The organism is Pseudoalteromonas xiamenensis, from assembly GCF_017638925.1.
GTDB classification, from domain to species: Bacteria; Pseudomonadota; Gammaproteobacteria; order Enterobacterales; family Alteromonadaceae; genus Pseudoalteromonas; species Pseudoalteromonas xiamenensis.
This window is the reverse complement of the sequence record NZ_CP072133.1, coordinates 32,283-47,004: the sequence shown is the minus strand read 5'-3', so window position 1 is coordinate 47,004 and position 14,722 is coordinate 32,283. Positions and strand designations below refer to the sequence as shown.

The following is a 14,722-nucleotide window of genomic DNA, read 5'->3' as shown; positions in this document are numbered from 1 at the left end:
AAAAATACAAATTGAACGCGTTCAATCGGTGCATATACTTGCTAATGTTGACACATTTTTACTTGGTAAGACGTCCAACCAGATAAGTTATAACACGTAATTTAAGTTTAGAACAAACCCATTTAACAAAAATACAATATTTATATGCGATTAAAGTATTTTTTCTAAGCTTTGAAACTGATTGTTTTCAGACAAGATTAATCTGAATCGACCACGTATCCCTATTGAACTGATAAAAGGACGTAATCGAGCAGCTGGGAAGCGTATTCGCTTCCCATCATCAGACATAACTTGTACAAACTGCACTGTACCTTGGTAATAATGCATACATTGATCATGCGTCAGTGCGAGTGAGAACAAATATTCCTTCATTAGCCCGCTAGCGCCTTTTCTACCTTTTCAAATAGATCGTCACTTAGATTCGGTAAATCGGCGAGTCGCTGTAGCTGAGACTTCATTTGTTCAGCCCGATGTCCATCAAAGCGCTTCCAACCCATAAATGGCGTTAGCATTCTTGACGCATTTTGTGGATTAATATCGTTTAACTCAATGAGCAAATCCCCAAGAATTTGATAACCCAGCCCGTCAATTCTATGAAAATGACGAACGTTTGCGCGTGCAAAGCTTCCGATCAAAGCCCTTACACGGTTAGGATTACTTTTATCAAAACAAGGATGTGTAAATAGCGATTTTAAGCGGGCAATTGCATTTTCATCTCTACGCATTGCCTGCATTGCAAACCACTTATCCATGACCAACAAATCATGTCGCCATTGACCATCAAAGCGAGTCATTGATTCTTCAAGTAATGAATGCGTGGCGCCAACCATCGCACGTAACGCGCCGAGCTTGGTCGTCATGTTTGCACTAAGCGCCGCGTTTTCCAACCAACCATCAATTTCAGCATCTGAAACTTTAGCAAGGTAATACAAACAAGTATTTTGAAGCGAACGGACGCCTACCCCTTGTGCATTTAGAGCATGATTCTCTGCCAAATTCGCATAGACAGTGCGCCAATATGGTTTCAGTTTTTCGGCGAGTTGCTGTTCAAAACCATCGATAATCTCGATAAGCGCGTCCACTGGTGTTGTATCAAACTGACTCGCGAGTGTTTCAAAGTTCGGCAGTATTAATAATTCGCTTAGTAATGCTAAATCACCAACGGGCTTTTCCAAAAGCGATTTACACGCATCAACTATTCTTGAGTCAATATCACGTGTTTCGTTATTTACTGCTTCAACAACCGCATGGGTAAAGATTTGCTGCATGGCTTCCCAACGAGAATAGTCACTTCGGGCAAATTTAAGAATATGGAGCTTATCTTCTAGGCACTGTTCAAATTGAACTTTAACGGGCGCGGAAAAATCTTCTAGCAACACGACGACAGGCTCATTTTGAATATTCTCAAACTCAAATGTTTGCTCGTAGTCACTTAATTGAAGAACATTATTAACAACGTTTGATGCATTGCTGAGGTCAATGTCGTTACCGTTAAGATCTAGCAATTGAATCGCAACTGGAATAAGTAGTGGTGGTTGACTGGCATTGTTTTTAGGTGGACGCTGAGTCAACGTCAGCGTAAAGCGACGGCTTTGCTCATCGAACTTCGACTTTGCATTTAACGTTGTCGTTCCATGCTGGTTGTACCACAATTTAAATTGGCCGAGGTCCACATTATTTGCATCGGACATTGCAGCGACAAAATCATCACAGGTCGCCGCTTGTCCATCATGGCGTCCTACATACAACTGCATTCCTTTTTGAAAACCTTCCTCGCCGAGCAGAGAATGCAACATCCGAATCACTTCCGCACCTTTGTTGTATACCGTAACGGTATAGAAGTTATTCATTTCAATTACTTTCTCAGGGCGAATTGGGTGCGCCATAGGCCCTTCATCTTCCGCAAATTGATGCATTCGCATGGCATTGACCGCATCGATACGATTGAGACCTCTCGAGCCAAGATCTGAACTAAATTCTTGATCACGAAATACGGTTAAACCCTCTTTCAAGGACAACTGAAACCAATCGCGACAAGTGATACGGTTACCAGTCCAGTTATGGAAGTACTCATGACCGACGATTGATTCAATTGTATGGTAGTCTCTGTCGGTCGCAGTTTCCTGATTAGCGAGAACGCAGGCACTATTGAAGATATTTAGTCCTTTGTTTTCCATCGCGCCCATATTGAAAAAGTCGACCGCAACTATCATGTAAATATCGAGGTCGTATTCAAGATTGAATCGTGTTTCATCCCATGCCATAGCTGCTTTTAACGAGTTCATTGCATGTGGCGCTTTTGGCAAGTTTCCTTTGTCTACAAATAAAGCGAAGCTCAACGTCTCTTCCTGAACGAGTTTTAAACGTATCTTTTAAAACGTCAAAATCACCTGCGACAAGTGCGAATAAGTAGCTAGGTTTACGATACGGATCATGCCATGTTGCATAATGACGACCGTCGCTTAACTGCCCTTCTTCTATCTTATTGCCATTTGAAAGTAGATAAGGGATATGTTGGGCTGCAATTACTTTAACCGTATAAACAGTTAATACATCTGGTCTATCAAGAAAATAGGTAATTTTCCTAAAACCCTCGGCTTCACATTGCGTACAGTATGCACCTGCAGATTGATATAAACCTTCCAGAGAGGAGTTGTTTGCAGGATCAATTTTAGTCTTAATTTCTAAGCTAAAACGCGAAGGTAGCGAAGATAGGATTAATTTGTTCTCACTCAGTTCATATGAGTCAAAGGCAACGCCATCGACTTTGAGCTCTACTAAATCCAAATCAACGCCATCTAAACTTAATACCGTTGTCGCATCAGATTCTGCTACCCAAATTGAGTGCGCTGTTACGAGCGTCTCATTTGGCGAGAGTTCAAAGGTCAGTTCGATAGACTCGGCATGGTGGCTAGGAGGAGTGTAATCCTTTAAATACTTTGCTTGAGGTTTTGTTGACATGATGACTTCCTTAAAAAAACGCCCCAACAATGTTGAGGCGAATTTTGCATTATTCTGCAGAGTCTTCCAAGTGCTTAGGCTTTATCTTCAATATTTTAATACCTAAGTAGGCGTAGACTATCGCAAGGACAGGATTTATTAAATTAAAGAACGCATAAAAGGCATAGTCAAATGGATTAACCATCAAAACGCTTTGCATATAAGCGCCGCAAGTATTCCAAGGGATAAGTGGAACTCGTGATCGTACCGCCATCTTCTAAAGTACGAGACAAGTTAACCGCTTTGAGGCCTCGCTTCTTATATTCCTCTTTAAACATTCTACCTGGCACAACGATTGCGATGTATTGATCCGCTGCTACGGCATTAGTGCCAATACACGTCGCGATAGTCGCGGCGATAAGCGAGCCTGTTCGACGTGCAACTTTCAAAATGCTTTTAACAAACATTTCAAGCAAACCTGTTTTTTCCATGATTGCACCGAACATGAGTGCAGTCATCACCAACCAAGTGGTCGTAAGCATACTCGCCATACCGCCACCGCTTAGCAGGTCATTCATTTTTGTGTCGCCAGTGTCAATACTAAACCCTGCGAAGAACGTTTGCCACACGAGTTTGAACTGCCCAATCAATTCGCCTTGACCAACTTCTACTTGTTTTGCAATTAAGTCACCTTGAAACAGAAGAGCCTCAAACGGCGCCTATCACGGCACCAATTGAAATTGCGGGAAACGCAGGCATCTTCCTGATTGCTAACGTCAATAGAACAATTAGCGGAACCAACATCACTAAACTGATGTTAAAGTTAGCTTGCAAAATACTGACTATCGCTTCTATTTGATGTGCCTCGCTCGACACTTCAGCATTAAATCCCATCACTAAGAAAATAATGAGCGCAATAACGAAACTAGGAACCGTTGTCCAAAGCATATGCTGAATATGGTCAAACAGATCAGCGCCAGCAACTGCAGGTGCCAAATTGGTTGTTTCAGAAAGTGGGCTTAATTTATCTCCGAAATACGCTCCAGAAATTACAGCACCTGCCGTGACTACATGATCTAACCCTAGACCGGTCGCAACGCCCAGTAATGCAACACCTATCGTTGCAGCGGTAGTCCAAGAACTACCGATACTCATCGCAACGATGCCACATATTAGGCAACTCGCAGCATAAAACCACTGAGGATCAATAATCTGCAAACCGTAATATATTAATGTCGGTACTGTGCCTGACAATAACCATGTGCCAATAAGTGCGCCGACCATGAGCAAGATCAAAATAGCGCCTAGTGATATTGTGATACCTTTGATCATCGCTTCTTCAAGCGTTTTCCATGTGTAGCCATTTTTCAACCCAATCAAGGCTGCAGTGAAGGTTGCAAACAACAACGCAATTTGGTTTGGACCTGACGAGGAATTATCACCAAACAGAAATACAGCAGCTCCAAGTAAGCTGACCAAAACTGTAATTGGAATAAGAGCGTCAATATAGGTAGGTTGTTTTATTTCTTTCAAGACTCGTTGCTCCGATGCGCAGCAAGATGCGCTTATTATTATTTTCTACTTTATGACTATTTCTAGTTTGCTGAACTGCCGATTACTCTCTATGGGTACTCTAGCCGAACTCACATTCAGTTGATTTACTTGCATGTCTCTCAGTTAGACTTCTTAGCGACCAAGGCTTACGTATCAGTTAACTTGCACAATCAACTAAAGACTTACCGTTGGCAGCCAACACCCTATTTGAACTAAGCACTGATAAATAGACATTGGTATAAAGACGCCATGATACCAAAGCAAGCGAGAGATGCGTAATAAAAAAGGCGCTAAGGCGCCTTTTTTGCTTATTTTGTATTCTTAGCCAGTCGGCCGTAGGTGATTAAATCCTGAGTAATCAGAGCGGCTTCTTCCAAAAATGGGTCAAGCTCAGCTAATACTTCAGGTGCATCGTCCAACTTTTCGATTTTATCTTTGCCAAGACGAGCTAAGCGTTCATTTGCTCGTTTCAATGCTCGTGCATCGCGCTCTTCTCGTTCTTGAATACGTTTAGCTTCAACAAGTGAAATCGTCTTATCGTCTTTTTCTTTCTTATAGCGTTCAATATCTTCGAACACGTAATTGAATTCTGGCTCAGATTTAATACGTTTGTTGTGTAATTCGCTTAAGTAACTTACCGCCCCACCTAATGCGTCAACTGTGCTGTACTTTGCGCGTAAAATACTATCCCAAGGTAATGCATTATCCTCTTGGCTTTCACCCCAATCAGCTGGATCAACTGCGGACGGGAACGAAATATCAGGCACAACACCTTTATGTTGGGTACTACCACCGTTAATGCGATAGAACTTCGCAATCGTATACTGCACGCTACCTAGAGGGTTATCATACAGATCATAAGCACGGCCAAGTGGTTTGTGCTGTTGAACGGTACCTTTACCAAAGGTTTGCTCACCAATGATAACCGCACGACCATAATCTTGCATTGCAGCAGCAAATATTTCAGATGCGGATGCACTGTATCTATCAACTAAAACCGTCATAGGGCCATCATAAAAGACAACGCCATCTCGGTCTTCTTGAGCTTCGATACGGTTGTTAAGCGTGTGAATTTGAACCACTGGACCTTGGTCGATAAACAAACCGGTTAGTTGAGTCGCTTCATAGAGCGAACCACCGCCGTTTTGACGAAGATCGATAATGATCCCGTCCACTTTCTCTTCTTTTAATTTCGCAATTTCTGCTTTAACGTCTTTAGAGAGGTTGTTATAGAAACTTGGTATTTCTATCACCCCTACTTTACTCGTTAAATTCGAATAATTTGCATGGAATACTTCAGATTTCGCTGCACGGTCTTCTAAACGGATTTTGTCACGTACGATTTCGACCACTTTTGGCGTACCGTGAGCGTCTGCACCTTTCAAATACTGTAAACGGACTTTAGTACCTTTTGGACCCTTGATGAGATCGACAACGTCGTCTAAACGCCAACCAATCACATCAACAAAGTCTTCTTTATCCTGTGCAACACCAATGATTTTATCGTCAGCTTTTATTTGCTCTGATTTATCCGCGGGGCCACCCGGGACAAGGCTGCGGATCACTGTGTAATCTTCGTCATAGCCAAGTACTGCGCCGATACCTTCAAGCTCAAGCTCCATGTCCATTTTGAACTGCTCTGCACGGCGTGGAGAGAGATAAGAAGTATGTGCTTCAATGCTGCGAGCAAAAGAATTCATGACGATTTGGAAAGCATCTTCTGCATTTGATTGAACCAAACGTTTTAACGCGTTTTTATAGCGTTTAGTCAAAACGTCTTTTATGCCAGCCCAATCTTTACCCGTCATTTTTAGACGCAACGCATCATATTTAACCCGTTGACGCCAAATCTCATCAAGTTCAGCCGTAGATTTCGCCCATGTGGCGTCTTCACGATCAAACTCGTAGTCATCTTCTTTATCGAACGTCATTTCCTTATCAAGTAAAGAAATGGCGTATTCGTAACGTTCAAAACGACGTTGTAGGGCTAAATTGAAAAAATCAAAAGCAAAGTCTAACTTGCCAGAAGTTAAACCATCGTCAAATGCGTTTTGGTATTTTTTAAAGGCTTCTACATCGCTTTGTAACAAGACACTTTTGTTAAAATCAATGGTGTCGACAAAGCGATCAAAAATTTGAGCTGAGAGCACATCGTTTAATTCGATGTGCTTGTAGTGCGCACGAGTAAATAAGTTTGTCACCCTTTTACTTGCTATTGCATGCTGACTTTCCTGTTTCAAATGGGGAATGTCTTTTTCCGTTATTTCATCTGTCGAAGCAATCGTAGCGAAAGATGCAAATGCTGCAGCGAAAGAAATGAGTGACCAAGTTTTACTCATACGCGACTCCTTTTTAGATAAAGTACAAACTGTCTGCTTTGGTTTTGACTTGCATTCCTGTGACGAGTTCAACAAATACTTCGTCTTTATTCACTTCAGTAATCGTGGCATTTACTAAAGTCTGGCCAAGCTTCACTTTAACCTTTGCATTTACTTTAACTTCAGAGGCAGGTAATAGCTCAACTTTGCCAGTACGCTTCACAGGCGCTTCAGCAGGTTTACTATTTACTCTAGCTCGTTTGTCGTCACCTTTGTTACGATCAAATGGACGCTTTTTGTAAGGTTTTGTGTCAGACGAACCACCTTCACGAGGTGCACCATCACGTTTCACAAATGGACGTTTGCCTTTAGGTGCTGGTTTTTTCGCACGTTTAGCACGTGATTCTTCTAACGCTTTTTGAGCATGTTCAATATGTTCTGCTTCGATTTTCTCTGCTTGATTACCGTCTAAATCGATACGGAATTCATTTTGAGTAACAGATTCAAGGTAGCGCCAGTTAGACGTGTACTTGCGAAGTGCTTGACGAACTTGCGTTTTGCTAACTTGCTCAGAGCCTTCAATACGCTCCGCAATATCCTTAAAAATACCCACTTTAAGTGGTTTGATGCCGTCTTTGGCTTTGAAGCAATTCGGGAATTCCTTATAAAGGAACTCCAACACTTCGTTTATGTCTTTTAGCTTGTTTGTGGTTTCCATTTTTGAACCTATTTATTACATCTGCTCATCGAGAGATGAGTGAACATATTGCGTAACCCAGTCAGTTAGCTCTTCAAATTCAGCGTCCAGCAAAGCCATGTCGCCGCGAAGATGCTCCCAAATACCATTTATAATTTCGTCTATCGTTTCACAATCAAGATCGTCCGGAAGAAGATCCCATGCAAAATGAATTAATTCGTTGAGTGTTTCGGCAACTTGCTCTTCTTCCCCTTCCCAATCACCTACATCAAAATGACTGAAAAGATAGTCTTGGACTTGAAGTAAATCTTTCATTAAAGCGTTGCCTCAAACGCTTTTACTAACGCTTCTAAACCAATTTTGTCCTGTTCATCAAAACGGCCAACGGAAGGACTATCAATGTCCAACACAGCGATAACTTCACCATTTTTATAGACAGGAATTACAATTTCCGAATTAGAAGCTGCATCGCAAGCGATATGACCTGCGAATTCGTGTACGTCAAATACAAGTTGAGTAGCGCGCTGCGCAACTGCAGTGCCACACACGCCTTTACCAACGGGGATACGAATGCATGCTGGTTTGCCTTGGAAAGGACCAAGCACGAGCTCGTTTGGAGAATCCATCAAGTAAAAACCAACCCAATTAATGTCTTCTAACGACATCCACAACAATGCACTGATGTTTGCCATATTGGCAATTAGGTTTGATTCCCCTTCAGTTAGCCCTCGAGCCTGAAGAGTTAAACTTTGGTAAAAATCTTGCTTCTGCATGAAGTACTTCGAAAATAAATACACAGAAGCTTAAGGTACTCTTTCATGGCGCTAAATGAAACCTTTTCCACTGAAAAAGTGTTATTTCTCTGTAAATTTAGCGCACCTAGGACAAATTTTAAGCAAGCTTTACGCTCGACCTGCGCAAACCGAATAAAAACAAACCAGCAGCTAATCCCGACATAATTGCATTGACGAGAAACGCCGCCCCAGATGTAGCGGCGAAAATATAACTGAACACAGCTCCACCTAACAAACCTGCAGTCAAAATCACACTGTAATTCACCATGCCTTTTTTGACCGAATATAGGTATATGGGTACCACAAAGAATGCCATGGCAAGACCAACAATATGCGCATTTGCCACTGCACTTAGTAATAAAGCAAAGAAGGTAGCACTAGACCCTCCTTCGAGTGTCAACGAATAAAACAGCCCCAGCGTAACGCCCACAATTACCGGCGACAAAAACGAATAACCTACGCCTTTTACAATATTTGCTTTCATATTGATCTCATTACTTCACATCATTACTAGACAGCATGGCGGAGATAAGCCGATATACAACTCGACTTTGGTATTATGAATGAGTAAGCCTAAATGAAAATTAAACGGGAAATTAAAAGATAAAAGAGAATGGTGAAGGCAAGCTGGCTTGGTGATGCAATCATTGGGATGGTATGGCGCAAAAAACAAAAAAGCCGCTACATCGTAGCGGCTTTCTATATATGGCGGAGAGATAGGGATTTGAACCCTAGATACGCTATTAACGTATGCCGGTTTTCAAGACCGGTGCTTTCAACCACTCAGCCATCTCTCCTAAACCGATGAACACTGTACCTCGGTACACTATTCTAAATTTGGTGGCGGAGAGATAGGGATTTGAACCCTAGATACGCTATTAACGTATGCCGGTTTTCAAGACCGGTGCTTTAAACCACTCAGCCATCTCTCCGCAGCGGGGCGAATAATAGAGAAACTATTTTGTAATGTGAAGTGTTTTTTTCAAAAACACGTTTAAGTGGTTACTTTTTGTCACATGCGTTTATAAAAGGATCATTTTGATTAAAATTTATCTACTTAGAACTTTTTAGGTCACTGTAGGTCTATATAATCGAGTTTAAATTGCCCTATGTGTCCAGTCTTGATAACCTTACTTTAGGTACCATATAGGAAATTAAATAGCTTTAACTAAGGAGTTAAGCATGGCGTTTAACCAGTCGTATCAAAATGCAAGACCCCTGTCGTCTTCTATCGAGACGAACAAGGTTCTTAAAAACACCTACTTTTTATTAGCAATGACATTGGCATTCAGCGCTGTCACTGCGGGAATTTCAATGACGATGGCTTTGCCTCGCTTCACTGGCATGATTTGTTCGTTAATTGGGCTTGTGTTGCTGTTCGTTATTCAGAAAAAAGCAAACTCATCATCTGCAATTGGTCTTGTATTCCTATTTACTGGGATCATGGGATTTGGTTTAGGCCCATTGTTGACTCATTACGCGACGATGCCTAATGGCGGTATGTTGATTATGCAAGCGCTTGGCTCAACGGCGCTTATTTTCTTCGGATTATCCGCTTACGCTTTAACTACCAAGAAAGACTTCTCTTTCATGGGTGGTTTCCTAATGGTCGGCTTAATTGTTGTGATTATCTCAAGCCTAGTTAACCTATTCCTAGGTAGCTCGTTGATGTTCATGGTTATCAATGCTGCCGTTGTACTTATAATGTCGGGACTTATCCTTTTCGATACGAGCCGTATCATAAACGGTGGCGAAACGAACTATGTCTTGGCAACCGTAAGTTTATACCTAAATATTTATAACCTTTTCACGTCATTGTTGGCTCTTTTAGGTGCAAGTGATGACTAAGCAAAATAGTTTGCTAAAATAAGCCCCAAATTTGGGGCTTTTTTTTGGATAACTTTTGGCATCGTTTGTTTTATCTCTGCACAGCTCACCAAGCGTGCTCAGCGCTTTACAGGCGCTTTCACGATTCGCACAAGCCGCATTGAAAAATGGGCATCGTATTGATTGTGTCTTTTTATATCAAGACGGCGTGTATCACGCTCAAGAGGGTATCAACCAACCAACAGACCAACTTAGTATTAATCAGCTTTGGTTAGACTTAAAGGCCTTATCGATTCCCTTACTCTTATGCGTTACCGCTGCGGAAAATCGGGGAGTAGCAGCAGATACTGGCCTATTCGACGTGGCCGGTTTAGCTGAATTTGCAATGAAAACCAGTAAAGCGGATAAATGGGTGCAATTCAAATGACAAAAGTCTTGGTAATTACAGAACACGCCCCCTACCATCTGAGCAGTTTAAAAGACGCTCTAGATATGGCACTTATCTTTGCTGCCGTTGATGCAGAAGTTGCATGGTTATTCGTCGGACAAAGTATTCATTCGCTTCGCAAAAACCAAAATCCTAGAATCCTTGGTATGAAAGATGTGTTTAAATCAATGAAAACGCTTGATATATACGACGTTGATCAGCTTTACGTAAGCCAACAGTGCCTTGAAGCGAGTGGTCTCACAGCAGATTGTTTAGTATTAGAGGTAAAAGTATTATCAAGTGATGAACAAAGCACATTGATAAACTCATTTGAGAAAGTGGTCACGTTATGATGAATACCTTGTACATCTTTACTAGCGCAGAATTGAAGTCGCATCAACTCGCAATGCTTACTGAAAACGATAGTGTATTGTTGACTCAAGATGCTAGTTATTGCGTTTCACGCTTCGTGGATTTAAAGGGCGATAAGTACTTACTTGATTCATGCGCACAAGCTCGAGATGTGAAAGCGCCAGCTCCCTTTAAAATGGTTACAGATGAAGAGTTTGTGGCTCTCGTACTCTCACATAAAACAAATATTACTTGGTAAGTCATGATCGAATTTAATGGCAACACAATTGAAACGGATAAACACGGCTATTTACTCGACCATACACAATGGTCTGAAGAACTTGCCGAATTACTCGCTATCGAAGAGAAAATCGTTCTTTCCGCTGCTCACTGGGAAGTAATTCATTTTGTCAGGAACTTTTACATCGACTATGAGACGAGTCCGGCAATTCGAATGCTTGTTAAAGCCATGGCCAAAGCACTTGGTGAAGACAAAGGAAACAGTATGTACCTTTACAAACTTTTCCCAAAAGGCCCCGCTAAGCAAGCCACAAAAATTGCAGGTCTGCCAAAACCCGCAAAATGTATATAAATATGAATAAAATAAAAGGCTGGAATATATTCCAACCTTTTAAATTTGACCCCAATTTATTTTAACTGGGTCTATGATGACGTGTAACATGCGGGCTAGTTGCACCACCCATCATTGTATTTAACTAAAATAGTGGCTCCTTGTGCGTTACCTGTCACCTTCAAGTAACCCCAGTATTGCGATTGATTTGACAGGTTAATACATTCGCCATTCCCTGTTCTAAACGAACTCGCCTCAACATTACTTTCTGTTGGCCATCCTGCATTACTGTATTCTAGACCAAGGTCACCAGAACCATTTGCGGTCTCAATACTAATGCTTTGTTGACCACTGACGTTTTCTAAACTCAACCAAATCGGGGCTGTATTTCCTAAACACGTCGCAACGCCTGCAGAGAGGCGTCCGCCAGTCACGGGACCCTGAGTAGCGCAAGCATCCGGTAGATTGCTCGCAGGAGAGGTATAATTTGCAACCAAGCTCACACTTGAGAAAGCGTTGTATCCGCGCAGCATAACATGGTAAGTCCCGGCAGTTGGTGAAGCAACATCACAGCGCTCGCTATTACCGCCAACATACGGTCGACAATCGAAACTTGTTGTGCTCGGTGCACTATCGAACTTGACGTAAAGATCCGCGTCACCAGTGCCACCGCTTGTCACAAAACTTAAATCGGTCGCGCCACTTGGTACATTGAACGTAAAACGCTTTTCTTCGTCCTGACTACCATTCACTGTTACCGCAACGCCCTTATTTAACACAGTACCTGTGTTACCAGCTAATACCTTAGCTGTCGTCGTAACTTGTGAAGATAATCCCTGATTATCCGTTACGGTGAGCTTCACGTTGTAAGTGCCTTCACCTGCAAACGTATGACTCGGATTGGCTTCGTTACTTTGCGTCCCATCACCGAAATCCCACAAATAGCTTGTGATTTGACCATCAGGATCGTTAGAGCCATTGCTACTGAACGCAATAGCTTGACCCGCCGTTGCCTCATATGGACCATTGATTTGTGCATTTGGAGCTTGGTTTGACGAACCCGACGCTAAGTCTTGAGTCCACTGTGTAAACTCGTTTGCATAGCTACTTGCCCAGCTGTTTGTTTTTGCTTTATAGCCCGCCCAATCCCCTACTCTCGTTTTTGACAGCATTGATTCGACTTCCGCAAAATGACGTTCAAACATAAAACGCACGGCTAAATAGCCCCAGCGATAAATACGATCTTGATCGAAACCATCGTAAGTTGTTGCAAATACTTCGCCAAGCGAATAGACACTGCCATCTTTTATCGTATCGATTGCAGCTTGGTTATCATTTTGATTCGCAATATATTCGGCAACCCCTTCACTCCACCAAACCACATCTTCTGTTGGCGCATTAAAATCACCATACATGTCAAATCGGCCATCTAGATAATGCACATACTCATGTTCTAAATTCCAGATATAGTGATCTGGCTTAGCGTAGCTGGCTTCATAAGCAATGAAGTTTGCTTGATTCCCTACTTTACTAGGGTCTCCTTCCAAATACATGCCTCCATTATTTGTGTCTATTTTGAAAATCGCTTTCGCGTATTTCTGATAATCCGCACTGCTATTAAAGATGTTTACCTGTAAAAACGTATTATTGTCGTTCGCAACCGGTTGGTTGTTTGTGGTAAGGCTCGTATGGAATCGAGATTCTTCTGCTTCCATAGTGGTACAGGCCGATTGTAGCTGTAATGCTGTCAGTTCTTGAGCACGGATTTTTATTGTAGAGCTACACTCATGTATTTGAGCAAGCACTTGTGATTCGAGCGTCTTATCAAAGTTACAAATAGTGTATTTGCTACAATCAGAATAGTAACTTGCAACATCTGCTGCATTTAACCAAAGAGCGTCACCGTATCCGTAGCTTTTATAAGTAGAAAACAGCGTATTAAGTGCAGCATCGACTCTAGTTTGAATATTACCATCAGAATACTTAGTTAAACGTGCAAGCTCCCCAGCCGCGTTGACCGCAAGGTATTCAGCATCCGAACCCACCATCCACGTTTTTTGTGTAAATTGCGCAAGAAGGTCGACAAGTTGCGCATCATTTTTTGCAAGGTTAACGTAATTAGTGTTCCATTGGCCTCGATATAAAAGCGTGAAGACATTATTTACCGCACGACGCATATTGCGTGTTGCTGCGTAGTTTTGATCCCATTTTGACAACCACGTTTTTACGATAGGCAAATACACATCCTGAAGCTCTGTGCTGTCCATAGCAATTAAAAATTCGCCCAGTACCGCACCATGAGCATCGCTATTGTCATAGAAATGGCTATTCGCAACAAACGCATCTATCGCGGCGCGAGCTTGTGTAGTCACTTCGGCAGAGAAGGTAACACCATCGTTATAAAATTCTGCATAGAAACCCGCTCGCAAAAATAAAATGAGCGCTTCGATATCGGCGTTTCCATCACCTTGGTAACTTTGCGCTGCCGCTTTTGTGCTTTGCGCTGCTGCAATCATTTTCTCCGACGTAAAAATACCAACTTGCTGTCCTGCACTTGCCGAAAATAAATCATTGACGCAATCAGGACCTTGATTGGTGATCTGCGAAACAACCGTTTGAGCTGATGCGTTCACAAACGCCGCAGTATCACATGTTGCAAGCGCGTCGGACGTTGCCACATTCAAAATTTGCTTACTGAGTTTGAGTTGGTGAGCGACATGCTCTGCTTGTTGAGATTTTTGAGGTGCTCGATTGTCGACCGTATTTATATGCGCATGTGCTGACACATCGATTTGCTCATTTTTTAACGGTGCAAAATCTCGAACGTCATTTGTATTCGCTTGTATGCTAAGGCTTAAGCCAAGAATCGGCATCGCCATCATTATTTTATTTAGTTTCATATTGTACCTTCAATGTTGTATCCAAACCCGATTGGGCGATCATAAATTAACACTAAATAAACAATGTATACAATATATTTTATATAACTTTAACGAATAAACTGCTTACTTCCTATCCAAACTTGAATTAACTAATTGTTTTAAATTGGTATTTTTTACATTGTAGCAGTTTGCAAAATAAAATGAGTTAAGAAGACTCTCAAGAATTACGTGTTAAAATTTGAATTTACGGTTTACTGAGTTAGCACTTGTAGAAAGCGAATAGCATTCGGAAGTAGTAAATCGAACTTTCGTTTTCGCATGGCGACCGATAAACTGGTCGCATTAACGGATTGGTTATATA

Annotated in this window: 12 protein-coding genes, 2 tRNA genes and 2 pseudogenes; 5 read left to right on the top strand and 11 right to left on the bottom strand. The window is 41.9% G+C overall.

Translation table 11 applies throughout. The annotated features are described in order from the left end of the window. Nucleotides 1-150: 150 nt before the first annotated feature. From J5O05_RS00445 to J5O05_RS00400, 10 genes and pseudogenes are all read right to left on the bottom strand, one after another. Nucleotides 151-372, bottom strand: coding sequence for a DUF2835 domain-containing protein (locus J5O05_RS00445; RefSeq protein ID WP_208843126.1), 222 nt, complete (start codon nt 370-372; stop codon nt 151-153). Continuing rightward, nucleotides 372-2,961 (bottom strand): annotated as a pseudogene (gene pepN, locus J5O05_RS00440) (aminopeptidase N). The gene J5O05_RS00445 and the pseudogene pepN overlap by 1 nt, the downstream one beginning before the upstream one ends. Nucleotides 2,962-3,010: 49 nt before the next feature. Continuing rightward, nucleotides 3,011-4,473: pseudogene (nhaC, locus tag J5O05_RS00435) on the bottom strand (Na+/H+ antiporter NhaC). Nucleotides 4,474-4,802: 329 nt separating this feature from the next. Further along, nucleotides 4,803-6,833: a carboxy terminal-processing peptidase gene (gene prc / locus J5O05_RS00430; protein ID WP_208843125.1), complete on the bottom strand. Its 2,031-nt coding sequence runs from the start codon at nt 6,831-6,833 to the stop codon at nt 4,803-4,805. 13 nt (nt 6,834-6,846) lie between these two features. Beyond that, the gene (gene proQ, locus J5O05_RS00425) at nt 6,847-7,530 is read right to left on the bottom strand and encodes an RNA chaperone ProQ (RefSeq protein ID WP_208843124.1); all 684 of its coding nucleotides are present in this window, start codon (nt 7,528-7,530) and stop codon (nt 6,847-6,849) included. Between the two features lie 15 nt (nt 7,531-7,545). Further along, nucleotides 7,546-7,824: a hypothetical protein gene (locus J5O05_RS00420; RefSeq protein WP_208843123.1), complete on the bottom strand. Its 279-nt coding sequence runs from the start codon at nt 7,822-7,824 to the stop codon at nt 7,546-7,548. After that, nucleotides 7,824-8,282, bottom strand: coding sequence for a GAF domain-containing protein (locus J5O05_RS00415; RefSeq protein ID WP_208843122.1), 459 nt, complete (start codon nt 8,280-8,282; stop codon nt 7,824-7,826). Before J5O05_RS00415 ends, J5O05_RS00420 begins: the two co-directional genes overlap by 1 nt. A gap of 118 nt (nt 8,283-8,400) precedes the next feature. Next, nucleotides 8,401-8,787: a hypothetical protein gene (locus tag J5O05_RS00410; RefSeq protein WP_208843121.1), complete on the bottom strand. Its 387-nt coding sequence runs from the start codon at nt 8,785-8,787 to the stop codon at nt 8,401-8,403. A gap of 222 nt (nt 8,788-9,009) precedes the next feature. Continuing rightward, nucleotides 9,010-9,100: transfer RNA gene (locus J5O05_RS00405), tRNA-Ser, on the bottom strand. 44 nt (nt 9,101-9,144) lie between these two features. Continuing rightward, nucleotides 9,145-9,235, bottom strand: a tRNA-Ser gene (locus J5O05_RS00400). Nucleotides 9,236-9,485: 250 nt separating this feature from the next. Between J5O05_RS00400 and J5O05_RS00395 the strand changes: the two genes are divergently transcribed. The 5 genes from J5O05_RS00395 to J5O05_RS00375 are packed head-to-tail and all read left to right on the top strand — an operon-like array spanning nt 9,486 to nt 11,500. Next, the gene (locus tag J5O05_RS00395; RefSeq protein ID WP_208843120.1) at nt 9,486-10,151 is read left to right on the top strand and encodes a Bax inhibitor-1/YccA family protein; all 666 of its coding nucleotides are present in this window, start codon (nt 9,486-9,488) and stop codon (nt 10,149-10,151) included. A gap of 55 nt (nt 10,152-10,206) precedes the next feature. Then, the gene (locus J5O05_RS00390; RefSeq protein WP_208843119.1) at nt 10,207-10,557 is read left to right on the top strand and encodes a DsrE/DsrF/TusD sulfur relay family protein; all 351 of its coding nucleotides are present in this window, start codon (nt 10,207-10,209) and stop codon (nt 10,555-10,557) included. Next, nucleotides 10,554-10,910 carry a sulfurtransferase complex subunit TusC gene (tusC, locus tag J5O05_RS00385; RefSeq protein WP_208843118.1) on the top strand — a complete coding sequence of 119 codons (357 nt, stop codon included), beginning with the start codon at nt 10,554-10,556 and terminating at the stop codon, nt 10,908-10,910. The genes J5O05_RS00390 and tusC overlap by 4 nt, the downstream gene beginning before the upstream one ends. Beyond that, nucleotides 10,907-11,167, top strand: a complete 261-nt coding sequence (locus J5O05_RS00380; RefSeq protein WP_208843117.1) for a DsrH/TusB family sulfur metabolism protein — start codon at nt 10,907-10,909, stop codon at nt 11,165-11,167. Before tusC ends, J5O05_RS00380 begins: the two co-directional genes overlap by 4 nt. Before the next feature lie 3 nt (nt 11,168-11,170). Further along, the gene (locus J5O05_RS00375; protein ID WP_208843116.1) at nt 11,171-11,500 is read left to right on the top strand and encodes a TusE/DsrC/DsvC family sulfur relay protein; all 330 of its coding nucleotides are present in this window, start codon (nt 11,171-11,173) and stop codon (nt 11,498-11,500) included. Nucleotides 11,501-11,595: 95 nt separating this feature from the next. Here the strand turns inward: J5O05_RS00375 and J5O05_RS00370 are convergent, their stop codons facing one another. Continuing rightward, on the bottom strand, nt 11,596-14,379 hold the full coding sequence (locus tag J5O05_RS00370) for a collagenase (RefSeq protein WP_208843115.1): 2,784 nt from the start codon (nt 14,377-14,379) through the stop codon (nt 11,596-11,598). Nucleotides 14,380-14,722 lie beyond the last annotated feature (343 nt).